Genomic DNA, 23,430 nt, shown 5'->3' on the forward strand with positions numbered 1-23,430 from the left:
GCGGATTCGGATTCAACGGCGCGCCTTTTCGCTCTCCCGGCGAAGAGGCGCACCGCTTCAGGCGATTTACTTCAGCGTGGCATACAGTCCGTTCGCTTCATCGGTCAGCTTCTGACCGCCTTTGGCGTACCATTGCTTCACGTAGGCGTCATAGTCGTCCAGGCTCTTCTGCCCGGTGATGATCTCGGCGAACGTGCGCTGCATCAGCAGGGTCAGATCCGCTTTGTACATGCCTTCCGAAGGCAGCACCATAAAGTAGGTGGCGTCCGTCCAGTTGTCGCCCGCGCCGTATTTTTGAATGGCGGCCGTGAGGTCCGGATCCGTCAGGTCGGTGCGCATGGCGTTCGTGTTGATGGCGCCCAGGGCGAACATGCGCGCGCCTGTCTGATCTCTGTCTTCGACCTTGGCCCATCCGTCGAGGTATTCGGTCGGACCGCTCGTGCCGGATACGTATTTCCACTGCTCGCCTTCATAGCCCTGGTTGAGCAGCAGGTACAGCCCGCGGTCGGTGCTGTAATCCCGCATGATCTGCAGAATGCGATCCAGCTTGCCCTGGTCCTTGGCCATTTGCGAGCCGAACACGACGTAGTTGCTCTTGGAGCCCCAGCTCCACGAGCCGCTGCCTCCGGGACCGGTCGGATTCACGCCTGGCGCCAGCGTCGCCGAGGCGTTGATCTCCTTCATGCTGGCGATGGTGGAGGCGTCATCGCGATACAGGCGGCCGATCGTCTCTTCGATGAAGCCGATGCGGCCGTTGAACAGCTTCGTCCGGTACGACTCCTGCGTATCCGTGATGAATTCGGGATCGATCACCTTGTCCGCGTACCACTTGCGCAGCGTGGCGAGCGCTTCCTTCGTCTCCGGCATGACGGAGCCGTTGACGACCTTGCCGTCGCGGACATGCCACATCGTCGGCTCCACGCCGTACGCGCCGAATATGTTGTAGAAGCCGGACGACCATGTCGTCGTCATCGTGCCCGTCAAGCCGTACGTATCGTTCTTTCCGTTGCCGTCCGGATCGTTTTTGGCGAACGCGTATACGGCTTTCTCGAACTCCTCGAGCGTCTCCGGCGTCTTCTCGATGCCGACCTTCTTAAGCCAATCCGTGCGCCACAGGCCGGCAAAATCGTAGCCGCGAAGCGTCACGAACATCGGAATCGCCCACAGCTTGTCGTCGAAGGTGGCCGGCGCGAATAAATTGCCCGGCACCGATTGAATGTCGGCTTCGTATTCCGGCAGCCGCTCCCCGATCAGCGATCGCTCGATCGGCATCAGCACGCCTTGCGTCTGATAGGCCGCGACCGCGCTCGGATCGCTTAGCGTGAACACGTCCGGCACTTCGCCGCCGGCGATGCTCGCATCGGTAATTTTGACCGGCTTGATCGTCACGTTGTAACGCTTCTCCAGCTCCTTCTGAACGCGGGTATCGGCGATGACGCCCGGCGCCTGGAAGTGAATGCCCCAATTAATCGTATAGTGCTCGTTGTTCGACGCTTCGGCGGATGCCGTGGCGCTCGCGCTGCTGCCCGCTGTCTCCGCGGGCGCTGCCGATGATGAAGCGGGCGACGACTCGGACGTGTTGCCCGACGAGCAGGCGCTCAGCACCGATGTCAGGATGGTCGCCGTCGCGGCCGCCTTTGCCCACCAACGCATGTTTTGTTGCATGTGGAATTTCCCCCCTTGGCTTAAATGGAATCGCGATCGATTCAAGGCACAGCGTAACGGAATAGATAGCGCTTTCACAATTTCGTTATTCCGATTTTTTTTGCGTTTTCCGTGAATATCGGCCGATTTTGCCTTTGTCTTTTTCGCGTTTTCTTATGTAAAAAGAGAATCATCGCTGATTCTCTAGGTATTTTCCGGCTTCGCGCCATGCTGCCGGCGATATTGTCCGGGCGTCATCCCGGTTTTCGTTTTGAACAGTCTGGTAAAATAGCTGAGCGTATTGTAGCCGATTTGCTGGCTGATTTCTTCGATGACGAGGTCGGTGTCCGTCAGCAAGCGTTTGGCCCGGCCGATTTTAAGCTCGATGATGTATTCGTTGATCGTCGTGCCGTGCCGCTCCTTGAACAGCTTGTTCACGTAGGAGGCGCTCAGGCGCACATGCTCGGCCACCTGCTCGACCGACAGCTGCTGCTCATAATGGTCCTGGATGTAGCGAACGGCGCGCTCCAAAGTGGCGTCGTGCGCCCGGGACGACATTCGGGCGTACTGCTCAATCAGGGCGTCCGCGATGTGCTGAAGCAGCCGAATGTATTCGTAGAGCGTCATGTCGTGGCGCTCGGGCATCGAGAGCTGCAGGATGAGCGTCTGCTCCTCCGCGCCGAAGCCCGCGATCAGCTTCAGCATCTCGCCGCGAATCTGCGTCATCGCTTGCTGCATGACGACCGGGTGAGGCCTGTGCTCGAGCATCCAGTCTTTGAGGCTGTCGAGCCCTTGCCTGACGCCTTCCGCATCTTTATCTTTAATCGCCTGCACGAGCTGCTTTTCGATCGCGCCCGGATACGATTGGAGCCGGTCCGCGCCGTCGTCCTGCAGCCGTTCGTAGCGGATAATCGCGCCGCGGCCCGCGTACAGCTTGCGGCGCAGCGCCTCGTTCGCCTGCCGGTAGGCATGCTCGAGCCGGTCGATCCCGCGGTGAAGCTCGCTGATCCCGACCGTCATCGGCGGCAAGCCGAAATGCAGCGCCTGCCGCTGCCAGTGCGCCGCCATGTCGGGCGCCGGCTCGCCGCCGACGATGACGACGATCTGTCCGTCGTCGCGCAGGACGACCTCGCCCGACACCTGCTTGCGGAGCGAATCGCTCCATTCCAGCAGCGACAGCTGCTGTTGGATGTTGTCCTCCGCCCTTCGGCCGTCCGACTGGCTCTCCGGCTCGAACAGGATGAGCGTATATTGGGCTTCCCAAGCCGACCAAACTTCTTTTTCTAAAGGCGCGATCGGCAGGTGCTTGTACTGGGTCAAGCCCAGCCCCTGCATCATATCGAGCAGCAGTCTTTGCCGCACGATGTCCTCATGATTTTGCCGCTCCTGCTGCCGGGTTCGCTGCAAGCGATCGTACACCGAAACGATGAGCTCCGCCTCGCTGCGGCTGTCGCTCGTCTCCTCCTCCAGCCTGCGAATATAAGCGATCGATTGCGCCAGCGGCCGATAGATGCGCCGGGAAAAATACCAGGCGCTCACGCCTGCAATCGCCACATAAAGGAGAGAGACCGAAAACACGACGGTTTTCAGCTTGTCGATGTGCGCGAGCAGCTGCGCGACCGGCACCAGATGCACGAAGCGCCAATGCGTCGCCCCCGATTCCAGCGTCGTGATCAGTTGCTTTTGATGCGCGACGGTCGCGACGATCGAATCCCCGCCGCGCTGCGCCAGCGCGATCTTGACGATCCGGTCCCCGTTCGTCCGCAGCTCGTCGCCGCCGTAGAGGAACTCGCCGGACGGACCGAGGACGAGCATCTCGCCGGCGCTGGACGAATAGGCTTGCAGGTAATCGTCCAGCAGCCTGTCCTGATCGATGTTGATCACGATCGCGCCGATCGGCTTGCCGATCAGCGGCATCGTCTGCACCAGCGTGATCCAGCGTCGTTCGGAGGCGGGCGCTTCCGCTGCCTTGGCGACCGTGCCTTCCGGGTGCGTCTCGCGATTCACCAGCCATTGCGTGCGCTGGACGTTGCCGCCGTAAGCGGAGGTCCAGCCCCGGTCCGCGAACTCGGCAAGCGGACGCGCTTGCAGACCGCTCGTGATGATCTGATCCAGCTTGTCGTAGTACAAGTAGATGGAATCGATATACGGGATGAGCGAGCGCTGCTGCTTCAGGTAGTTGTTCAAATCGATGATCGAGCCGACGGACAGCGAATTTTCCCACTCGGCGAACATATAGGACTGCGTCATCAAAATGTTGGCCGCAAGGCTGCTCACCGACTCCAGCTCCTGATCGATCAGCGACAATTGCTGCGTCAGCGCGGCCGCGTTCGACTGCTGCGCATTCTCGAAGCTGTTCTTCTTCGCAAGCGAATACGTCAGCAGCGAGATGAGCAGCACGCTGCTTAGCAGCAGCACCGTGATCAGCACGAGCATCCGGATGTAAAGACTCTTATCTACGTTCGCCAGACGAAACTTGCGCATTGTATCCCCCGTTCTGCCAAGCTAAATGGAACCGTTTACAAAATGTGGCTGAGGCGGACGCCTCGCGCCGGACGGTCCCTTCTTTACCTTAATTCCCGGGTCCCGATCCGTCAATCCGAGGACGTCCGCACGCAGCAAAGCGTTTATTATAGTAAACGGAGTTTAATATAAAAGAAATGATAGCATCTGTCCCTTTGAAGCACAATCTAGCTTCTGGCTTCTCTTGCGCAAACGCAGCGCCACGCACCTTCGAGTTTCGGTAAAGGAAGCCTTGCGGTCACATAGCTTTGCCGCGCCCATCATCAAGAAGGTAGCCATAGCCACGAAACGCAAACGGGACGAAGCAGGAAATTTTTCTGCTTCGTCCCGTTTGACGATTGGGGCATCATTCTAAGCGATCGGCTTCATCGGTATGAATCCGAATCCGCCAGCAGCCGCCCGTCATCATGCCACTCGCCATACATCTTATTTTGCTTGGTATGTTGAATAAACTTCGTCAATCGCTTGTCGAACAATTCGGCTTCCTTCTTATAGCTTTGAATCGTATCGATCCGGACGGCTCGGTACAAAGCCGGGAATCGGGTGAAGTTCTCGTAGGTCGCCGCGTCCTCCCTAAGCCGTTGCTCGATCAGCGGATCGATCTTAAACGCATCCGGACGCATATCCGGAAGGACGCGCCTGCCTTCCTCCGTCATCAGCCCCAGCCTTTCGAGCCGGCGGGCCCGCGCTTTATTCAGCTCGGTCCAGGCGCTTCCTTTGCTTCTCGGAGACAGTCTCTGCGCAAGCCCGGTTTCGGATATCCTCTTTTTCGTTCCGTCGATCCATCCAAAGCATAACGCTTGTTCAACGGCGTCCAGATAAAGCAACGTATCCGCAGCCGGCTTCATGCCGACGATCACCCAGCATTCTTTTTCGGTCCCGCCATTTTCGCGGAGCCAGGCCCTTAATTCCGCTGCCGTTTTGACGGCCAGCAAATTTCTAATTTCCATAGGCAAGCCGTGCAGCTCCTTTTTTTACTGTGGCTTCATCGCGAGCACGCGATCCAGAAACTTGTCCGCGTCGCTATTGAATTTCCATACGATGCCGAACCGGTCGGCCAGCATGCCGAAGCAGGAGGACCAGGGCGTATCTGACAACGGCATGATCACATGGCCGCCGACCGACAGTCGCTCGAAGCAGCGTTCCAGCGTCGATCGGCTTTCGTTCGCGATGCTGATAAGCACGTTGTTGCCTCGGACCAGTTCGCCGGAGCCTTGCTTCATCGCCGACAACAGATCCGATATCATAAGCTTCCCGCCGGCAAACGCGATCGACGACTCCATGATCATGTTCAATTCGTGCTCCGGCAACGGGTAGTTCGGATCCTGCGGGAGATCCCCGAACTTCACTTGCTTGACCTCGTCCGCTTCGAACGCCTCTGCATAAAAATCGATCGCTTCCGCAGCGTTCCCGTCAAAATTCAAGTATGCGATAACCGACATGTGTACAGCCTCCTCTTTGTTATAAGAGAAGCATAAGCTATGATAGGTGACAGCATATTGTCATCATTCCAACCGGGCGGGAGAAAAAAGATGGATAAAATCGAGCGGCTGATCGCAATCGTCATGATTCTGCTGCAAAAGGAAACCGTCTCGACGACGGAGCTGTCGCGCTTGTTCAACGTTTCCAAACGAACCGTCCTCCGCGATATGGAGACGCTCGGCTTGTCGAATATACCGATCTATTCGATCCATGGGGCGAACGGCGGCTACGGCATCATGGACGAATACAAGATCGACAAGCGCCTTCTGAACAGCGGCGATCTGGAGAATATACTGGTGGCCCTGGGCGGGTTGGGACAAATCTATGTGAACCGGGAAGTCGAAGTCACGATCAAAAAAAATCGAATCGATGGTAAACGCCGGGCGTTTAAAAAGCGCCGTTCGTCTCTCCTTCTACGACTGGAGCGGCCGCGACGAGATCGCGGACATCTTGCGCTTGTGCCAGGAGGCGATCCGGCATAGCAGAAGGCTGACTTTCGACTACATCGATAAAAACGGCATGTCCACGAAGCGAACCGTCGAGCCGTATCAGCTTCACTTTAGCGAATCGAGCTGGTACCTGATCGGGTTCTGCTTGACGCGCGCGGGGTATCGAACGTTCAAGCTGTCCAGAACCGACAATCTGGCGCTGGACAAGCAGACATTCGTTCCGCGAGACGACGCCATGAATCGGCAGACCGCCGAAGACTTCGCGCCGCAGCTCGTCGAAGTCCAGGCGCTCGTCTCGCCCGCGATCAGGGATCAATTCATCGAAAGATACGGAAGAAGCAGCCTGACGCCCCATAGCGCGGAGTGGCTGTCGGCGACCATCCGGATTCCGCAAAGCCAAATCGGGTTTCGACATCTGGCGGGCTTCGGCACGGAAATAAAGCTCGTGGCGCCGGCCGATTACGTAGCGGAATTTAAACGCTACGTAGCGGAGATCATGAACCATTACCGGTAACAAAAAAGAGAGGCGGGCAGCCTCTCTCCATGTCCGATTCCAAATAAGCCGTTATACCAGGTTAAGCTGCCATGACACGCCGTAACGGTCGTTCACCCAACCGAACTTTTTGCTGAACCCGTAATCGCCCAATGGCATCAGCGCTTGTCGATCCTCTTTCAGTTTCTCGTAGAGCGCGTCGATTTCTTCCTCGGTATGGCAGACCGCATAGATGGAGAACGATGGCGTGAACGCAAATTGATGTTTGACGTTGCTGTCGATGCACATGAATTCCTGGCCTTTTAACGTAAATGTCGCCTGCATGACGGTGCCCTCATCCCCGCCCTGGTTCGCGCCGTACCGAACGATGCTCGTAATGGCGGAGTCTTCGATGAGCGAGGCGTAAAAATTCATCGCTTCTTCCGCTTTGCCGTCCTGAAACATTAAGAAAGGAATCACCTTGTCCATCTTTTATATGCCTCCCGATCTCAAGTACGTTCTGTCCGCGAAAAGCCCATGAAGCTTCATTCTTTCGGCTGCCCTTTCGTTTGCCGCATTTTCTTGCCTCTCGCGATCTCGGTGTCGAGCGCGCTGAGCTTCGGTTCCCAGAAGGCGCGAAAACGATCGAGCCATTCGTCGACCTCCTGCAGCGGCCTTGTATCGAGCGAATAGATGCGTCGCTGCTCGTCGACCTTGACGCGGGCGAATCCGCTGTCCCGCAATATCCGAAGGTGCTGCGAGACGGCGGCTTGGGAAATGCCGAACTCGCGTTGGACGATCTCGACGATATCGCCGGAGCGGCGCTCGCCCTCGGCGAGCGCCATCAGAATGCGGCGCCGCACCGGATCGCCGAGCACGTCGAATGCGTTCATTCGGCCTCCGGCGGCTCGCTGCCCGTATAGAAGGCCGTAACCCGGTTCGCCGCCGCCCCGGCCTGCGATTCCTTCTCTCCGCCGGCGACCGCCGCACGCCGCCATTCCTCGCTGCAGTCGGCCATAAACGCCTTCCCTTCGACGGAGGCGCCGAATTCATTTTCATCGATCCGCTCCGCATCGCCGTCGGCAAGATGGAATGTCAGACCGGCCAGGCTTAAATCCCAGCCTACGCCGACCGCGCCGGGCCCGAACTTTCTCCAATGGTCGTCGATCGGGCAGATGTGCGACAGCTTCAGGCGGGACCGATCCTCTCCTTCGGCGAACAATCGCACCTCGACCCAGCTTAACCCCCCCGGCGAATTCCCAGGTCAAGGCGAAAAAACGCGGCGGATCGCATTCGGTAACGATGCCGCCGGCGTTGTTCTGAATCTGATACCGGCCTCCCATGTGCAATTCGCCGCCGACCGGCGCAAACCAGCGAGGCAGGCGCTCCGGATTGGTCATGGCATCCCACAGATCGTCCAGCGTCGTGTCGTAAGCGCGCTCCAGCGTAACGTTGCGCGCGGGCTTTCCCTCTCTCTCGAGCTCCGATACCGTGCGGGTAACGGCGCCTAAACAGGATTCCAAATTAAATATAGCGCTCACCTCCATAAAAAACGCATTTATACAAGCATTTTATTATACAAGAAATTACTTATATAAAGGCTAACTTAAATAAAAGAGATTGTCAAGACAGCTGCCGACAAAACCGTGAGCAACGCCAAGCCCGTGGGCTTGGCGTCCTTGCGCTCGCCGCTTATCCCAAATAGCGGTTGAAACCCTTTCAACAATCATCGCGCCCCGTCTCATCGTGCCGAGATCATAAAGTTGCGCCTCCCACCTCCAAGAACAGCCTTCCGCTTAAAATAAAGGGCAGGGACCTAAGTCCCTGCCCGTCTATAAAGCCGCGCGGTCAAAACGCCGCAAAGCCTTTTCTTTTACTGATCTTGTGCGAAGCCAAATAAATGAAAAAATAAATGGGCAGCGAATATAGAATATTCCACTTCACGATGACATAAAAACCGAGCCAAAGAAAGACAGGCTCGCCGATAAAGGCGCTCACGGCCGCGAATACCAATGCTTTGATCAGAGGAGAGAAATGCGGCTTGTACTGGATCAGCAAAGCGATGAAAACGGGAAGGATGCAGAAATCCCAAGGGAAATAAACGGGAATCGTAGGGATTACCTTGCCCGTGTAAAACCATAGCCCGTAATCGGTGCCGACGAAGTCCAGCCAGCAAGTCACGATCACCGTAAAGAAAATAACGAATAACGAACGGTCCTCGCTTTCCTTATTTCTGACTTTTATCCACACCGCCCACGGCAAAATCGTGAGAGCCAGCGATATCCAGAAGTCCCAATGGAACAGGGTGTGATGCAGCCAATAGTCAAAGTATTCTTTATGGGCCTGTACGACTTTGTCGTAGATGTCGCCAACCTTTTTTAATTTTGTCCGGATCTTGAATCGGCTTTATCCACATTTTGTAGTCGCTCCCCATTGTTTGATTAATAGCGTTCCCGGGGAAGCGAAAATGATGCATAAATCTGGCAATCTCACTGTATAGCCATCATTTGGGGCTCTCCCTTACCTTCTCATGCCGCCTCTGCCGCCTCTGCCGCCACCGCCGCCGCCCATGCGCGATACCGGCATCTCCGTGATTTTCTCGCCGTTGACCGTGACATCGCCGCCGTTGAGCTGCGCCGTGCCGTCCGCGTCGAACGAAGAGGTCGGCGCCGTCACCTTGATGGTGCCGCCGTTCACATATAGATCGCCGTTGGAATCGAACGCGTCCGTATCCCCGCTGCCCACGGTCACGTCCAACGTGCCGCCGTTGACTTCGATCGCGACGTCGCCGCTCGCCTTTTGCGCGGCGTTGATGCCGTCGTCGTTCGCATACAGTGAGATTTGTCCGTCGTTGATCACGATATAGTTCGCTTCGATGCCTTCTTCGCTTTTCGTAATGTCGATCGTGCCGCCGTCGATTTGAACCAGGCTGGTGCCTTGAACGCCATCGTCGGCTGCCGTGATGTTCAGCGTGCCGCCTTGCATATAGATATATCCGAGCGTGGCATCATCGGCATTTTCGCTGTGCAGCGCATCCTTCCCCGCATCGATCGTCATCGTGCCGCCGCTGATCAAAATGGCATCGTTCGCCTCCAGCGCATCGGCAGCCGATTGAACGTTATAGACGCCGCCGGTCACCTTCAGATCGTCCTTCGACGAGATCCCGTTCCCTTCCTTCGATACGATGTCCAACGTCCCGGTTCCGTTCAGCGTCAGATCCGAGCGGGAGAAAATCGCCGCATCCAGATTCGTCTCTCCATCCGCCACATAAGTTCCCGTGACTTCCAAATGGTTCGTACCGTCGGTGGAGGTTATGAACACTTTATCCGCCGCCTTCACATAGATGGCAGGCGCGTCCGCATTGGTGATGCTGACGCCGTCCAGGACGAGCTGCACTTTGGCATCGTCGGGCGCCTCCACGATGACCGTCGCATCGGTCGCGTCGCCGCTCAGGACATAGACGCCGTCCGCGTCGATCGTCACGTCTTTACCGTTTTCCAGTTTCACTTGCGTCGCCGCCGTCAGGTCCGCCGTTTGCTCCAGATCCCGGTCGCTGAACAAGGTCGACGTATCCAGCTTGGTCGTTCCGGCTGCCGAAGCCGCGCCGGAGGCCGCCGTCGTGTTTGTCGTCGACGTCGACTCCGACTGCGTGCCCGCAGATTGCGTACTTACCGCCTGCGTGCTCGCCGCTTGCGCAGCCGCGGCATTTCCGCCGCCGCTTTGCGCCTGGGAACACCCTGCAATCGCAGCGCTCAGCAATACGGCCATCGTCGCTGCGCTTAGGGTTTTTACTTTTTTCGTTTTCATTGATCAACACTCCTCGAACGCTCGGCGGCCGAGCATATAGTGATTAGACAACGTCTACTGCTTCATGTCTTAGTTAGATCATGCGGGCTGCGGCTTAAATCAACCTTAAACCTAAAAAAACGTCAGGGGCAGATCTCCCTGACGTTCCTATGGATTGACGGATATCCAAGACGCTTTTCGAACATTCATCCGATAGCCTTCCGGTCAAGTGGCGCGAGTCGGTTAAAAATGCATGTATAGATGCGGGTTTTTACTACCCGCACAATGTTCCGAAAAACGCCGGCACGCCGATATCGCGCCTGCGCGTCTCTTCGCTCCGGCAAACACTCAATCGATCCGCGATGAAGTCGCTACGGCAATCGCGCGAAATTCTCCGCCTAATGTCCGGTCATCGGGGCGAACGGGCCGTACCGCGCAGTAAAAATGGTAGAGGACATCGTTGCGGCGCACCACGGAAGGCTTGTGGGCATGGATCTCGTCCAGCTCTCCCGGTGCGCCGTGCCTGAGAATGGGTTCTTCGCTGCGCTTCCAATCGAGCAGGTTGTCGGAAACGGCGATGCCCTCCTGCGAATGGGAACCGTCGTAGCCGAAATAAAACAGGAGCCATCGGTCCCCGTCCTTGACGACGCACGGATCCGACACGAAGGTCGACTGCCAGCTCTCCGGAACGACCGGCAGAATGGGGTTGCTCTCGTACCGCCGCCAGTGCAGCAGATCCTCGGACACGGCCACGCCCGTCTGCTCCCGCCAGCTCCGATCGGCGTTTTTGGCGTTGTAGAACAAGTAATACATGCCTTCATGCTCGATCAGGCAGGCCTTGTACAGGCCGCCTCGTTCCCAGTCCGCTCCGTCCTTCCAGGAGAGCACGGGCCGCTCCAGGCGATGCCATTCCCGCAGTTCCTCGTCCGTCGACCAAGCCAGGCCCATCTCGGCCGGTCCGGCTTCATAGCCCTCTTCCGGGTACGCGTGATAAACCATCCAGTACTTCCCGTCCACCTTCTTGAGCACGGGGGAGCTCGGACAAGTCATTCGTTGCCTTCAGCAGCCAAGTGCCCGCCGCCCCGACGCGTTCCCACTCGCTGCCTTCGCCGCGGCACAAAATCGTCCCGAGGCTTCTCCAGTGAATTAAATCGTCACTTTCCGCAAGTCCGGTCTGGTAGCCCCAGCCGTCGAATCCGACATAGGTCATCATGTAGCGGCCCCGGTGGTAAAACACGAACGGGCAATCGACGCCGTGACTGTCGAATCGGCCCGGCAAACCGGACGCCGCGATGAGCGGCGCTCCCCATTTATAATCCGTACGCCACGCTGCAAAGTCCATTCCCTCTTCCACCTTCAAGCGCTCTCCCCCTGTTCTAACGATTCCCTCGCGAAGCCCCCGCGAAGCGTTGGTGCCCAAGGCCGGGAGCGGCATCCGCCATCTCCGGAGCCTTGGGCTTCCAGCGTCCCCGTTATTTGATGAGGCCTGCTGCCTTGAACTGCTTCGTCGCCTCGTCAAGCAAGGTCTGTCCGCCGGCGGACAGCCACTGCTTCACGAACCCGTCATAATCCTTGGTGCCGCCCAGGATGTACTTGATGTCGAACTCGTTCTGCAGCGTATCGAGGTCCGACACAATCTGCGGATCAAGGGTCAGCATCGCCATATCGTTCGGATTGGCCGGCATTTGCATCGTTTCTTTGTCCAGCCTCATCTGCTTTTTATCCGATTCTGCCGGTTGTTCGTTCGTGCTCTCCACCACGCCGTCCTGTCCCGTGGCGACCCACGTTCCCCAGTCATAGGCGCCTTTGTTGTCCTGACGATATAGTTCTCCCTTGAGGCTGACGAACTTGCCGCCGCCTTCGACATCCATGACCTTCTGCCCGTTGACGCCGACGCCCCACCGCAGCGCCCAGTAGCCGTCATTTGGGTAAGTCGTGTTTTCGATGATCTTGAGGATGCGTTCCAGCTTCTCCGGATCCTGCGCGGCCGCCTTGGAGACGGTGATGATCCCGCTGTTAATCGCGCCGGGCGGGAGGTTGCCGCCTTCCGGACCTCCCTTTGGCATCGGCAGGTTCTCGAACCATCCGATCGTCGACCCGGTCGAGCCGGTGCCGCCTTCCACCTCGTTGACGAGTACGCCCGGATAGAACGTCACGCCCACCTTGCCCGCGAACAGCTTCGGCTTGCGCTGCTCCCAGCCCTGCGTATACCAATCGGGATCGATGAGCTTCTCGTCTACGATCGTTTTGACGTAGTCGAGCAGCTTTTTTGTGCGTGCCGTTGACGATCGCGCTTTCCGCCTGGCCGCTGCCCGCGAAGATTCGGGTTTTGCCGAACATCAGCTCCAGGTTTTTCAGCTCGCCCAGATTGGCGCCGGCGCCGGCCGAACTGATGCCCCAGGTGTCGTTTTTCTGATTGCCGTCAGGGTCGTCGTGCGTGAATTTGCGCAAAACGTCTAGCAGTTCTTCCGGCGTCGTCGGCTGCTTCAACTGTAATTTGTCGAGCCAATCCTGCCTGATTTTGAACGAAAACGTGTTGGGATTCGGCAGCGTCGGCAATCCGATCATTTTGCCGCCCTCGTTCACGTACGCTTTGGATTGGTTGGAGAAGGTTCCCGACATGGTCGGCAGCTTATCCAGATACGGCGTCCAATCGTCGAGCAGCACGCCTTGCTTGTATAACTTTTTGATCGTATTCAGATCCCAGGCGTAGATCATATCGGGCGGATCGTTCGAAGCGAATTGCACCATGAGCTTGCTCTCGAGATCGGATTCGGGATAGGCGGACAGCTTGAAGTCGACGTTGTATGTCTCGTTCATCCACTTTCTCCACGGATCGTTGTCGTCGGTCGGCGTGTTGACCCAACCGTTCTCGATAAAGGAAATCGTCACTTTCTTCGAAGAAGAATCCGATGCTGTCGCGGTCCCTTGGCCGGCTGACTGGCTGGCCGTCTGGCTTGCGGACGACGGACTCGGACTCGTACCGTCCGTCTCCGATTTGCCTCCGCTGCATGCCGTCAATGCCGCCGTGCTGAACAAAGCCATCGTCATTAGTGCGCTTGCAAGCTTTTTCGTCATTTGCTGCTCCCCCCATTGTCAGTTTCTGCATTTATCCTTTCACCGCGCCCAGATACATTCCTTTGGCGAAATGCTTCTGGAGAAACGGATAAACGAGCAAGATCGGCACCGTACCGATCACCGCGACCGCCATCTTGAGCGATTCCGTCGAGACGCGCTGCGCGGGATTCAGCACGGAAGTCGGATTGAAGTCGGAGCCGATATTCGCGTTCGCGAACATGTTCCGCATGATCAATTGCAGCGGCATCCAATCCGGACGGTTGATATAAATGAAAGCGTCGAACCAGCTGTTCCAATGGGCCACGGCGATGAACAGCCCGATGGCGGCCAGCGCCGGCTTGCTCATCGGCAGGATGATGCGGGTCATCAAGGACCAGTCGTTCACCCCGTCGACCTCGGCCGACTCTTCGATCTCCTGCGGGATGCCTTCGAAAAATTGCTTCAGCACGAGCAGGCTCCAGCTGTCGATCAAGCCCGGAACGATCAGGGACCAGAACGTGTCGAGCAGATGCAGATCCTTAACGACCAGATAAGTTGGTATAAGCCCGCTGTTAAACAGGACGGTGACCAGGATGAGAAACAAGAAAACCTTCCGCCCCGGCAGCCGCTTGCGGGATACGACATAGGCGCCGATCATCGTCATGGTCAGCGTTAGCGCGGTGCCGACCGCGGCCCTTAGCACGCTGACCGTCAGCGCGTTCGTAAACACGCTTCCGACGAACAACCGCTCGTACGCCAGAAACGTCGGATGGTAGGGAATGAAGATGAAGCCATTGCGCTGAATCCACTCCTGTTCGCTGACGAGCGACATCGAGACTACGTATACGATCGGATACGCCGAAGCCAGCGACAGCAGCCCGATGATGGCAAAAGAGAAAATCTGATAAAGGCGTTCGCCCCGGAACGGTTTCATACCCACGCTTCCTTTCTACCAAATGCCCGTGCCGGCATATTTTCTGGCTGCTTTGTTCGCCGCCAGGACGAGCAGCAGACCGAAGAAAGATTGAAACAGGGACATGGCCGTCGCCATGCTGTACTGCAGCTGCGCAACGCCTTGGCGGTAAATCCACGTATCGATGATGTCGCCTACCGAATACGTAACGGGATTGTAGAAAAGCAGGACCTGCTCTCCGCCCGCGTACAGAATCGAGCCGATCTGGATCGTAAACAGAAAAACGATAATCGAGGAGATACCGGGCAGCGTGATGTGGAAAATGCGCTTGACCGGCCCCGCTCCGTCGATCTTCGCCGCTTCGTAGAGCGATGGATCGAGGGCGGTTAAGCCCGCCAGGTAGATGATCGTTCCCCAGCCGATCTCCTTCCAGATCCCGGTGCCGATCAGGATCGGCCGGAACCAGGACTCGGACGTCAAGAAGGCGATCGTATGACCCGTCAGCCCCTTCCAAACCTGGTTCACGAACCCCGTGTTCGAAAACATCGCATAGGCGATCGCATACACGATAACCCAGGAGAAAAAGTGCGGAATGTAAAGCACGGTCTGGCTTACTTTGCGGAACCGGGAGGAAGCCAGGTCGAACAACAGAATGGCCAGCAGGATCGGAGGGAAAAATCCGAACCCGATGCGCAAAAGGCTGATTTCCACCGTGTTCAAAAAAGACTCTCTTAAAATCCTTGTGATGAAGCAGCGCGCTGAAATTGTCCCAGCCGACCCAGCCGCTCCCCCCAGATGCCGCCGGTCAGATTGTACTGCTTGAACGCCAGCAGCACCTGTACGAACATCGGATAATATCGAAACGTTATAAAGTAGATGATGACCGGGATAAAAAAGCAGATAGAGAATTTTATGCTTCCCTATTTTCGACCGAAGCACGCGTCCCTCCCCTTTCGCCGCCGTTTGTATACGCCTAATGTTAGGGAAAAGAACGGCGCATGGAAATAGGTCAATCCTTGCGCATGGGGGGGACGATCCGACCTTGTCGCGCGCCGCAAATTGCGCATTCCCGCCGATCGTGATTAACTGAAAACATCATAGAAGATAACCGCGCCGTCCACTTGGTTCCGGTTCAGGGAGGAGAGCCGTTGAAGCCTTTGAAGCCTTTGAAGCCGTTGAAACCGCCGAAGCCGTCGAAGCGCCCCAATCAACGATGGACCATCGACAATTGGCCGATCGCCACCAAGCTGATCGTCGTCTATTCTCTTTTGATCTCGGGGACGGTATCCACGGTAGGCATCGTCTCCTATTACTACTACAGCCTCTCCATGGAAAATCAGATCAAGGCGTATATCCCTCAGCTGCTCAGCCAGACGAGCCGCCATCTGGACACGTATCAGGGGGAGCTGCTATACGTCACCCGAACGGCGCTGGCGAAGCAGAACATCGCCGCGATCCGCCGCGCGATCCGGCAAGCCGAATCGGACGGCGCGCGAAGGCCGCAATCGCTGATGACTTCCATCCTGCTCAACGACGCGATTCGGCAGCTGAACATCGAGCAGCGGCAATATGTAAGCGGCGTGACGCTCTATACCCACGATGCCGGCGCGTTCTATTATCAGATCGGGGAAGGAGGCGTGTGGCTGGACCAGCGGAATTACAGGAAAGAGTCGTGGTATCCGGAAATCGACGAGAGCAACCCGGTCCCCGTCATTTTCGGCACCGAAGCGCTCATGGACACGCCGGGCACGCCGTCCGTATTCAAGATCGTTCAGCCCATCCGCAGCCCGGACGGCCAGAACGTGGCCGGCTTTCTCGAAGTCGACGGTTCCCTGCAGCTGATCAACACCATGCTGCTCGACGTGAACTTCGGGCCGGACACCCGTCTATTCGTCCTCGATCACCACGATCGGCTGATGTACGCCAAAGGCGATCCAAGCGTCGGCGCGGGCGAGGAATGGAAGGGCGACTTCGGCCTGAGCGGAGGCGATTGGTCGCGATCCGGGAACTCCCGCTTCGTCTCGATCGGCGGGATCCGGCATCTCGTCAGCTATACCAAGTCCGATCAGACGGGCTGGAAGGTCATCGCCGTTATCCCGGCCGAGTACCTCACCAAAGGCGTCAGCCAGGTCAAGTGGTGGACGATCGCGGGCATCGCGGCGGGCACGACCGTGGCCGTCATTGCCGCCATTTTGCTGGCGTACAGCATGACCCGGCGGCTGCGGCTTCTGGTCGTCAGTCTGCGGGATTTGGAAAAAAACGACTTCCAGATGCCGTTTCCCCCGATGCGGACCGACGAAGTTGGACGGGTATGGGGAGCGATCAGCAGAATGGCGGGCCGGATTCACGTGCTGATCAACGAGGTGTATCAATCGAAAATCTTGAAGCAGGAAGCGGAGATCCGTTCGTTGCAGAGCCAGATCAACCCCCATTTCCTGAACAACTCGCTCGAGACGCTTCGTTATCTCGTCAAGAGCGGCCGGGCCGAATCCGCGGAGCAAGGACTGATCGCGCTGGCCGATTTGTTCCGATACCACGCCGTCCGGGAGCACGAGATGGTCTCTCTCGCCGTGGAGATGGCGTTTATGAAAAACTATCTGCACATGCAGAAGCTTCGCTTCGGCGATCAACTGCAAATCGAATACGACGTCGACGATGCGGCGCTCTCCGCCTATTTGCCGGGGCTGCTCTTCCAGCCGCTCGTCGAAAACGCGATCGTTCACGGCAGCAGCCTGCAGGGCACGATCGCCGTGACGATTCGCATCAAAGCCAGGGAGGGTCAACTGACCATCTCCGTCATCGACGAAGGCAGGGGCATACTCCCGGAAAAGCTCAACGAGATCTGGAGCGACCTGGGGGCCGATTCGGGACAAACGGGCAGCGTCGGCCTGCTGAACGTCTACCGCAGAATTCGATTGATCTACAAGGATGAAGGAGAAATGTATATTCAGAGCGAGCCGCATAACGGGACGATCGTGACCTTAAAAATCCCGCTTAAATTCGACTACGGAGAGGGGCTTGCGCGATGAACGTGCTGATCGTCGACGACGAGGATACGATTCTGAAGGGCTTGGCCGCGCTCATCTCCGAATTGCCGGAAGCGGCGGCGGGCGGGGAGATTTACGGCGCGCTGAACGGCGCCGAAGCTTTGGATATCCTTTCTTCCCGTCCCGTGGACTTGGTCATCACGGACATTCATATGCCCGGGATCGACGGCTTATCCTTAACGGGAACGATCCGGTACCGCCATCCCGAGATTCCGGTCGTGCTGCTGACCGGCTACAACGATTCCTCTTACATGCAGCAAGCGATCCGGCTGAAGGCGGAGGATTATTTGTTCAAGCCCGTCAAAAAAGGAAGATCTAGCGAGCATGTTCCGAAGAATCGACCTGCGGAAGACGACCGACCGCAAGCGCGACCGGTTTGTCCGCGAGGATCAGTTCGACGCGCTTGCGTATCCGGCGAAAAGGATCGTCGCGTGCGATCTCGATGAAGGCGGCGGGAGAGACGGTCTCAGCTCGGAAACGACGAGATGATCCTATGGATGTACAGGAAGGTGATTTACGAGGCTGCGGATGCGATCGAGGATCTTTATTTTATCCCGGCAAGCTCCCCGCTGGACGGCTTTAATATGCTGATCGGCGCCGGCGCCGAGACGCCCGAAGCGGCCGGCGGCAAGCTGGATACGCTGGCGGCGGCCGTTCGCGCGTTCTGGTCCGACAGCATCAAGCTCCAGATCAGCTTCGGCCTGTCTGCGGCCGGCGGGACGGCGCCTTTTCGCGCTTTGGAGAGAGAAGCTTGCAGCGCCCTGTCCGATCGCCTTTTTCAGCGCAGCGGCATTTATCGTTTCGCTTCGATGGCGGCCCCGCCGCTCTCCGTTCAGGCCAAAACTTCGCTTCAATCCGCGATTGAAGTCGGCGATGCGGACACCGTCCTCTCGGCGCTCAAGGCGGAGCTGCTGCGCTTCTTCGAGGGCAACGCGGCTTCCCCCATCCCGGCTGCCGAGGGGCTGATCCAGTTCCTGTACGCCCAATTGGCCAAAAGCTACCCGTCGGCCAGTCTTCCCCTCTCCAACCGGATTCCGAAGCTGGTCGAAAAACTGTTATGGTCAAGGACAAAAGAGCAATTCCTTCAGCTGCTCCTGACCGAAATGAACGAATGGCTCGGAACCGTTCTCCCCGAGCAAGCCGAATACGGCATCGTGGCGCTTGCCAAGTCGTTCATTCACGCCCGATTTGCGGAAGCGCTCAACATCGGCGACGTCGCGGCGGCCGTCTATGTCAGCCCGAGTCATCTCAGCCGCTTGTTCCGGGCTCGCACGAATGCGACGTTTCTGGAATATTTAACGAACGTTCGCGTAGAGGAGGCCAAGAAGCGGCTGGCCGATCCCAAAGCCAAAATCTACGATATTGCGGCGCAAGTCGGCTACAGCGACTGGAAGCATTTCAGCCGTATATTTAAAGAGGCAACCGGCTATCATCCGAGCGATTACCGCGACCGGATCGTGGGCATGCAAGCGGCGGAAACGGACATTTAAGGATTACGCTGCTGTAGCGTAACTTTTGGCTCTTACAGCGCCTTTTTTGACGATGGCGCGAGGCTGAGAGTGGTTTACGCAATGGCCATACGCGCAAAACGGGATGAAGCAGACAGCTCTGCTTCATCCCGTTTTGACTTATTTGGTTCCTCGGTGTCGCATCCTATCACTGCATGCAAGAGCTTTAAGTCAGCAGGTTATACAGTACCTGGCCCATCTCTGCCCGGGTGGTCTTGCCCGCAGGAGCCAGTTGTCCGCCGCGGCCTCCGATCGTGCCGGTCTCGACCAGCAAGGTCATCGCGTCCATCGCCCAAGGCGCGATCTGTGCTGCGTCGCCGAAGCCGGACAGCGTCTTGCCGGAGCTGCCCTGCGGCAGCTTGCCGATCGCGTTTAACGCATTGTACAGCAGCGTGAACATCTCCTGGCGGTTAATCGCTCTGTCGGGCGCGAACCGATTGTCGCCTACGCCGTCTGCGATGCCCAGCTTTTTGGCCGCAGCAAGATAGCCGGTGTAGTATTTATTGCCTGCGTCCGCGAAGTTATCTGGCAGGCTCGCATCCGGAGCGATAGCGTAAGCCCGCATGAGCATGACCAGGAAATCGCCGCGGGTCAGGCTGGCATTCGGGCTGAAGCTGCCGTTGCCCGTGCCGGTCGTGATGCCTCTTGCTGCGATAAAGCCCACCGCTTGGTTATACCAGGCATTATCCGCGACGTCCGCAAAGCTGAGCGGATTGAAGCCTACGGCGTAATCGCTGAAATGCGTTGTCGTAAACGTCACCTTACCGGCGCTCGCATCGTAATGACCGCTCGGCACCGCGATCGCCTGACCGCTGCCGTCGACGTACCAGACGACGATGCTCTCGGCATGCGCAAGCTCGGCCGCCGATGGCGTATAAGGAATCGTCACCGTCACTGGCGCGCCCGGGTTGTTCCAGGCGATCGGCTTCCCGTCGACCGTTACGGTCAGACTGATCATCGGCCGCTCGCCGATGCTTGTTTTTGCAGCCTCGGACAGTGCGGATTTGTCGCCCTGGCCGATGGAGATTTCCGCTCTAGCTCCGGCCGCAACCGCTACGCCCGTGGCGCCCGTCAGCATATTCGACGCAATCTCGAGGCTGCCCTTGTCGGTATTCACCTTCAGCGCGCCCTGCCGGGCAGCCGTCGACAGCTCGGATACGGGAATGACCAGCGTATACGTTCCTACGGCCGGGATGGCCGGCACGGTGATGACCGAGGTCCCGACGTTCGGCACAAGGCCGCTGCTCGAAGTCGTATCCAGCACTGCCGTTCCGGTCTTCGTGTCAACCTTAATCGGCAGCGTCATCTCCTTGGAGCCGTTGCCCGATGCGTCCGTCAACCGGATCGCCGCCGTATAGTTCGGAGCGGCAGGCGTGGTGCTTCCGCCGTCGTTCGGCGTGACGCTGCCGTCCGTGACACGGATCCATGCAGCCGTTAGCGTCACAGGGTGCGCAGGCATCGTAAACGTCGTGGTCGGATTGCCGGCGTCTGCAAAGATTCCCCCGTCGCTCGAGCTCCAGCCCGCAAACGTATAACCGCTTCGGCTGCCCGCCTGGATCGTAACGGCCGCACCTTCGGCATAGCTGCCGGTTCCGGACGCCGAAGCATAACTTTCCTTCACGGCCAGCGCATACTTAGCCGCAGGGACTTCTTCGAATACGGCCCTTACGATAACCGCTTCGTTCGGCATGGTGAAGGCGTTGCCGGCGATATTCAGATCGGCCGGGCTGATCGCCTGCCATTCCTTGAAAACGTAGCCTGCCTCAGGCGTCGCCGTTAACGTCACCACGGCATCCTTGACCGCCGATTCCACATCGGCGCTTGCCGTGCCGGATCCCTCGGTCTCGACCGTGATGCCATGACTGATCGGAGCCGTGCTGTCCGTGATGTTAACGGTAAAGACGGCCGGATTGCCTTTGTTGAAGGAGACGGTGAATTCGACCTTGCTGCCGTTCACTAGCCCAAGCGCTGCCAGAAAGTCTTTTTTAATCGTCAAAACGTTGTCCGCAACCGCGTAATCTTCTTCGGACAGGTTAACCGGCTGCCCGTCCGCTCCGCCATAGACGACACCCGTGACAGAGGCTGCTTGATTCCATACGATCGCGGTGCTGACATCGCCCGGCGCGACGAGATCGTAGTCCGCGCGCTCGGAGCTGAGCTCCGCATCGTCCCTGGTGACGTTGATCGTAAAGTCCTTCGCGTACGCGGCGCCGACCGCGCTTCCTTCTTCGATCGTGGCGGTTACGACCGCGGCGCCTGTTTTCGTTGCGGTCAACACATTGCCATTGAGCGCGGCGCCGGTTTTGCCGGCATCCTTCACGCGCCAAACGATGCTCTTGCGCGTGGCGTTCGTGGGCGACACCTTTCCGAACAGCGTGAGCGCCTGCCCGGTCTTCATGGCGGCCGGCACGGCCGTAATGTCCGTCACTGCGCGGAAATCGCTGTCGCTCAGGTTGCGGATCTCGATTTTCATCCGCTGGTTGTCCTTCGCCTCGTCATCGGCCGCCATCACCTTCGCGCCGTCTTTGGTCGATGCATCTTGTACCGTGATGACTTTGCCGTTGCTTTTGTTCGCGATTTTGTAGTAGTCGCCGTCCGGTTCCAAGCGCCACTGCTGCGTATCCGGTATCGCGTTGCCGGTCGCTCTCGTATTTTGAGCGATCTGCCCGATCGGCGAGCCTGCCAGAATATCGATGACATGGCCGCTTTGAACGGATTGGATCTGATAGTAGCCCGTGCCGAGATCCAGGAACCGCCACAGCTGATTGTTGCCGTCGCCGTTGGACCATTGATTGATCACCGCGCCCGGGTCGCTCGACACGCGATCGACGTCCAGCGCTTTTCCGCTGTGCTTCGGCTGGATTTTCACCATTTTTTCCGGAATGATCTTCGTAGCCGTAGAGCGCATGAAGCCGCCGCTGAATTTATCGATCGTCAGGCTGTCGATATTGAAGCGGCCGCTGTCCCCGTCCTCGCGAATGAACTCGACGATGTTTTTGCCGGCCTTCAGGTTAACCGACTCCGTCGCATCCGTCCACGTATCCCAGTCCGCCGTCGGCGGCAGCGATACCTGCTTGATCTTGTCTTCGTTCACGTACATCGTCATCGTAATATTGGACGACTGCGCGCCCGAATACCTGAGCGTGGTCGTATAGGACGCCGTATTCGGCACGTTGACCTCGAACCGGATCGAGTCGCCCTCCTGCTCGAAGCCGCCTACGAATCCGTTGCCTTCGTACCACAGATGATCTTTGGCTACGTTTAAGCTGCCTTCTCTTGCCGCATCCTCCGCCTGATACTTCCAGGGCGTACGCTTGTTCAGGTGAATGCTGTCGATTTTGATCAGAGTTGCCGTGTCGGAGTCGCTTTTATAAGCGATCGTGTTTCTGCCCGCCTCCAGGCGAAGCGTCTCCATCTGCTCCTTCCAGACCGAGGCGCCGCCGGTTGCCGGAAGCGTCATTTGCTTCACGAATGCGCCGTTCAAATACAGCGCCAACGTTTTGCCCGCATTTTCGCTCGCGTATCTGAGCTTGACGTCGTAGGAAGCCGCATTCTCCATGTCTACGGCGAACTCCACCGACGAATTGGCTTTGGACAGCCCGTTCACATATCCGATCCCCGTATTGCCTTCCTTCGCCTGCACGACCTTCGCGTCCTTCGCGCCCGTCGTTTTGGCGCTTTCCGCCTCGTACGTCCAGGTCGTGGCTTCGGTCACGGCGATATAATCCAGATTGACGTTGCCGGTATCGCCGTCGTCGTACTTGTACGCAATCGTATTGGTTCCTTCTTTCAAGGAAACATTGTCATAGCGATCCGCCCATTGGTCCCAATTCTTCAGGCTAAAGAAATCGACCTGCTTGACCTTTTGGCCGTTGACGTACAGGCTGAGCGTTCTGTCTTTGGCGTCGTTAAAGCCCAGGCTGTAACGTAGCTTCACCGAGTAGCTGCCTGCATGCGGCGCGTTGACCGTAAAGGCGGCCGCGGATTCCGAGATCCACAGCCCGCCGACAAACCCGGTGCCGCTGTAACCCAGATGGTCCGTATTGGTCTGCGCGTTGCCCGACAGTTGCGCATCCTCCGCTTCGTACAGCGCCGTTTTTTTGACGATCATGGCGTCGAGCGCCAGTTCGCTTTGACCGGACAGACGGATCGTATTGCTTCCGGCGTTCAGCTTGACGTTGTATATCGTCTTCAGATTGAAGTTGGCGACGGAACCGGCATTCGATGCAAACGCAACCGGAGCGGGCGCCTGGTCATTCACGCTTAATTGCATATTAACCGGTGTCGCCGAACTGTTGTTATATCGAAAATCAAGCGCGTACGTGCCTTCGGCGTTCGTATTCACCGTAAATTCGACGTAGTCGTCCACGCTGCCGTTGCCGAAGCCGACATAGACGCCGTCCGACGCATAAGCGCTGTTGCCGACGACTTTGGAAGCCCCCGACAGCCTGGCCGCTTCCGCCTCGTAAACTTCGCTTTTTTCCTCGCCGGAAGGTCTGCCCAGCACCGTGCCGGGATTGGACGGAATGCCGAGATTGATAAAGTCGTC

At 57.8% G+C, this 23,430-nt stretch carries 21 protein-coding genes and 1 pseudogene; 5 read left to right on the top strand and 17 right to left on the bottom strand.

Going from position 1 to position 23,430, the window contains the following annotated elements:
- Nucleotides 1–66: 66 nt before the first annotated feature.
- The 4 genes from OMP38_RS16790 to OMP38_RS16805 all read right to left on the bottom strand — a co-directional run bounded on the left by OMP38_RS16790 (nt 67) and on the right by OMP38_RS16805 (nt 5,609).
- A complete protein-coding gene (locus OMP38_RS16790; RefSeq protein WP_277566149.1) occupies nt 67–1,665 on the bottom strand; it encodes a type 2 periplasmic-binding domain-containing protein in 1,599 nt (532 codons plus the stop codon).
- A 183-nt stretch (nt 1,666–1,848) separates the two neighbouring features.
- On the bottom strand, nt 1,849–4,128 hold the full coding sequence (locus tag OMP38_RS16795) for a helix-turn-helix domain-containing protein (protein WP_277566150.1): 2,280 nt from the start codon (nt 4,126–4,128) through the stop codon (nt 1,849–1,851).
- Nucleotides 4,129–4,532: 404 nt separating this feature from the next.
- A complete protein-coding gene (locus OMP38_RS16800) occupies nt 4,533–5,117 on the bottom strand; it encodes a YdeI/OmpD-associated family protein (protein ID WP_277566151.1) in 585 nt (194 codons plus the stop codon).
- A 24-nt stretch (nt 5,118–5,141) separates the two neighbouring features.
- Nucleotides 5,142–5,609: a VOC family protein gene (locus OMP38_RS16805; protein WP_277566152.1), complete on the bottom strand. Its 468-nt coding sequence runs from the start codon at nt 5,607–5,609 to the stop codon at nt 5,142–5,144.
- Between the two features lie 90 nt (nt 5,610–5,699).
- On the opposite strand from OMP38_RS16805, the gene OMP38_RS34770 reads away from it, so the two are divergent.
- Complete coding sequence (locus tag OMP38_RS34770) at nt 5,700–6,131, top strand: helix-turn-helix transcriptional regulator (protein WP_338130533.1); 432 nt, start codon at nt 5,700–5,702, stop codon at nt 6,129–6,131.
- Nucleotides 6,100–6,612: a WYL domain-containing protein gene (locus OMP38_RS34775; RefSeq protein ID WP_338130534.1), complete on the top strand. Its 513-nt coding sequence runs from the start codon at nt 6,100–6,102 to the stop codon at nt 6,610–6,612. The genes OMP38_RS34770 and OMP38_RS34775 overlap by 32 nt, the downstream gene beginning before the upstream one ends.
- Nucleotides 6,613–6,663: 51 nt before the next feature.
- On the opposite strand, the gene OMP38_RS16815 is transcribed toward OMP38_RS34775, so the two are convergent.
- The 12 genes and pseudogenes from OMP38_RS16815 to OMP38_RS16865 form a co-directional block, all read right to left on the bottom strand.
- Nucleotides 6,664–7,059 carry a VOC family protein gene (locus tag OMP38_RS16815; protein ID WP_277566153.1) on the bottom strand — a complete coding sequence of 132 codons (396 nt, stop codon included), beginning with the start codon at nt 7,057–7,059 and terminating at the stop codon, nt 6,664–6,666.
- A gap of 56 nt (nt 7,060–7,115) precedes the next feature.
- Nucleotides 7,116–7,463, bottom strand: a complete 348-nt coding sequence (locus OMP38_RS16820) for an ArsR/SmtB family transcription factor (protein ID WP_277566154.1) — start codon at nt 7,461–7,463, stop codon at nt 7,116–7,118.
- On the bottom strand, nt 7,460–7,792 hold the full coding sequence (locus tag OMP38_RS16825) for an SRPBCC family protein (protein WP_277566155.1): 333 nt from the start codon (nt 7,790–7,792) through the stop codon (nt 7,460–7,462). The genes OMP38_RS16820 and OMP38_RS16825 overlap by 4 nt, the downstream gene beginning before the upstream one ends.
- Before the next feature lie 37 nt (nt 7,793–7,829).
- Nucleotides 7,830–8,117, bottom strand: a pseudogene (locus OMP38_RS35945) (SRPBCC domain-containing protein); the annotation flags it as partial.
- A 301-nt stretch (nt 8,118–8,418) separates the two neighbouring features.
- Nucleotides 8,419–8,820: a CBO0543 family protein gene (locus OMP38_RS16830; RefSeq protein WP_277566156.1), complete on the bottom strand. Its 402-nt coding sequence runs from the start codon at nt 8,818–8,820 to the stop codon at nt 8,419–8,421.
- A gap of 270 nt (nt 8,821–9,090) precedes the next feature.
- Complete coding sequence (locus OMP38_RS16835; protein ID WP_277566157.1) at nt 9,091–10,377, bottom strand: carbohydrate-binding domain-containing protein; 1,287 nt, start codon at nt 10,375–10,377, stop codon at nt 9,091–9,093.
- A 327-nt stretch (nt 10,378–10,704) separates the two neighbouring features.
- Entirely contained in the window at nt 10,705–11,385 is a 681-nt protein-coding gene (locus OMP38_RS16840) for a family 43 glycosylhydrolase (RefSeq protein WP_277566158.1), read from the bottom strand.
- Complete coding sequence (locus OMP38_RS16845) at nt 11,321–11,716, bottom strand: hypothetical protein (RefSeq protein ID WP_277566159.1); 396 nt, start codon at nt 11,714–11,716, stop codon at nt 11,321–11,323. The genes OMP38_RS16840 and OMP38_RS16845 overlap by 65 nt, the downstream gene beginning before the upstream one ends.
- 112 nt (nt 11,717–11,828) lie before the next feature.
- On the bottom strand, nt 11,829–12,422 hold the full coding sequence (locus OMP38_RS16850; RefSeq protein ID WP_277566160.1) for a type 2 periplasmic-binding domain-containing protein: 594 nt from the start codon (nt 12,420–12,422) through the stop codon (nt 11,829–11,831).
- Entirely contained in the window at nt 12,373–13,434 is a 1,062-nt protein-coding gene (locus tag OMP38_RS16855) for an extracellular solute-binding protein (RefSeq protein ID WP_277566161.1), read from the bottom strand. Before OMP38_RS16855 ends, OMP38_RS16850 begins: the two co-directional genes overlap by 50 nt.
- A 31-nt stretch (nt 13,435–13,465) precedes the next feature.
- The gene (locus tag OMP38_RS16860) at nt 13,466–14,347 is read right to left on the bottom strand and encodes a carbohydrate ABC transporter permease (protein ID WP_277566162.1); all 882 of its coding nucleotides are present in this window, start codon (nt 14,345–14,347) and stop codon (nt 13,466–13,468) included.
- A 15-nt stretch (nt 14,348–14,362) separates the two neighbouring features.
- Nucleotides 14,363–15,037, bottom strand: coding sequence for an ABC transporter permease subunit (locus OMP38_RS16865; protein WP_277566840.1), 675 nt, complete (start codon nt 15,035–15,037; stop codon nt 14,363–14,365).
- Between the two features lie 437 nt (nt 15,038–15,474).
- Between OMP38_RS16865 and OMP38_RS16870 the strand changes: the two genes are divergently transcribed.
- From OMP38_RS16870 to OMP38_RS16880, 3 genes are read left to right on the top strand one after another with little or no spacing between them, the layout of a single operon-like run.
- Nucleotides 15,475–17,355 (top strand): cache domain-containing sensor histidine kinase, encoded by a 1,881-nt coding sequence (locus OMP38_RS16870; protein ID WP_277566163.1) that lies wholly within the window; start codon nt 15,475–15,477, stop codon nt 17,353–17,355.
- A complete protein-coding gene (locus OMP38_RS16875) occupies nt 17,352–17,819 on the top strand; it encodes a response regulator (protein WP_277566164.1) in 468 nt (155 codons plus the stop codon). The genes OMP38_RS16870 and OMP38_RS16875 overlap by 4 nt, the downstream gene beginning before the upstream one ends.
- Nucleotides 17,820–17,870: 51 nt before the next feature.
- Complete coding sequence (locus OMP38_RS16880) at nt 17,871–18,863, top strand: helix-turn-helix transcriptional regulator (RefSeq protein ID WP_277566165.1); 993 nt, start codon at nt 17,871–17,873, stop codon at nt 18,861–18,863.
- A gap of 184 nt (nt 18,864–19,047) precedes the next feature.
- On the opposite strand, the gene OMP38_RS16885 is transcribed toward OMP38_RS16880, so the two are convergent.
- Nucleotides 19,048–23,154 carry a CBM35 domain-containing protein gene (locus OMP38_RS16885; protein WP_420869701.1) on the bottom strand — a complete coding sequence of 1,369 codons (4,107 nt, stop codon included), beginning with the start codon at nt 23,152–23,154 and terminating at the stop codon, nt 19,048–19,050.
- Nucleotides 23,155–23,430 lie beyond the last annotated feature (276 nt).

Origin of the sequence: Cohnella ginsengisoli, assembly GCF_029525555.1 — a bacterium.
Classification (GTDB): Bacteria; Bacillota; Bacilli; order Paenibacillales; family Paenibacillaceae; genus Cohnella; species Cohnella ginsengisoli.

Excerpts from the sequence above, each read along its gene's own strand:
- OMP38_RS16790 (WP_277566149.1), bottom strand. The coding sequence starts at position 1,665 with ATGCAACAAAACATGCGTTGGTGGGCAAAGGCGGCCGCGACGGCGACC.
- OMP38_RS16795 (WP_277566150.1), bottom strand. The coding sequence starts at position 4,128 with ATGCGCAAGTTTCGTCTGGCGAACGTAGATAAGAGTCTTTACATCCGG.
- OMP38_RS16800 (WP_277566151.1), bottom strand. The coding sequence starts at position 5,117 with ATGGAAATTAGAAATTTGCTGGCCGTCAAAACGGCAGCGGAATTAAGG.
- OMP38_RS16805 (WP_277566152.1), bottom strand. The coding sequence starts at position 5,609 with ATGTCGGTTATCGCATACTTGAATTTTGACGGGAACGCTGCGGAAGCG.
- OMP38_RS34770 (WP_338130533.1), top strand. The coding sequence starts at position 5,700 with ATGGATAAAATCGAGCGGCTGATCGCAATCGTCATGATTCTGCTGCAA.
- OMP38_RS16815 (WP_277566153.1), bottom strand. The coding sequence starts at position 7,059 with ATGGACAAGGTGATTCCTTTCTTAATGTTTCAGGACGGCAAAGCGGAA.
- OMP38_RS16820 (WP_277566154.1), bottom strand. The coding sequence starts at position 7,463 with ATGAACGCATTCGACGTGCTCGGCGATCCGGTGCGGCGCCGCATTCTG.
- OMP38_RS16835 (WP_277566157.1), bottom strand. The coding sequence starts at position 10,377 with ATGAAAACGAAAAAAGTAAAAACCCTAAGCGCAGCGACGATGGCCGTA.
- OMP38_RS16850 (WP_277566160.1), bottom strand. The coding sequence starts at position 12,422 with ATGCCAAAGGGAGGTCCGGAAGGCGGCAACCTCCCGCCCGGCGCGATT.
- OMP38_RS16855 (WP_277566161.1), bottom strand. The coding sequence starts at position 13,434 with ATGACGAAAAAGCTTGCAAGCGCACTAATGACGATGGCTTTGTTCAGC.
- OMP38_RS16860 (WP_277566162.1), bottom strand. The coding sequence starts at position 14,347 with ATGAAACCGTTCCGGGGCGAACGCCTTTATCAGATTTTCTCTTTTGCC.
- OMP38_RS16875 (WP_277566164.1), top strand. The coding sequence starts at position 17,352 with ATGAACGTGCTGATCGTCGACGACGAGGATACGATTCTGAAGGGCTTG.
- OMP38_RS16880 (WP_277566165.1), top strand. The coding sequence starts at position 17,871 with ATGTACAGGAAGGTGATTTACGAGGCTGCGGATGCGATCGAGGATCTT.
- OMP38_RS16885 (WP_420869701.1), bottom strand. The coding sequence starts at position 23,154 with ATGCAATTAAGCGTGAATGACCAGGCGCCCGCTCCGGTTGCGTTTGCA.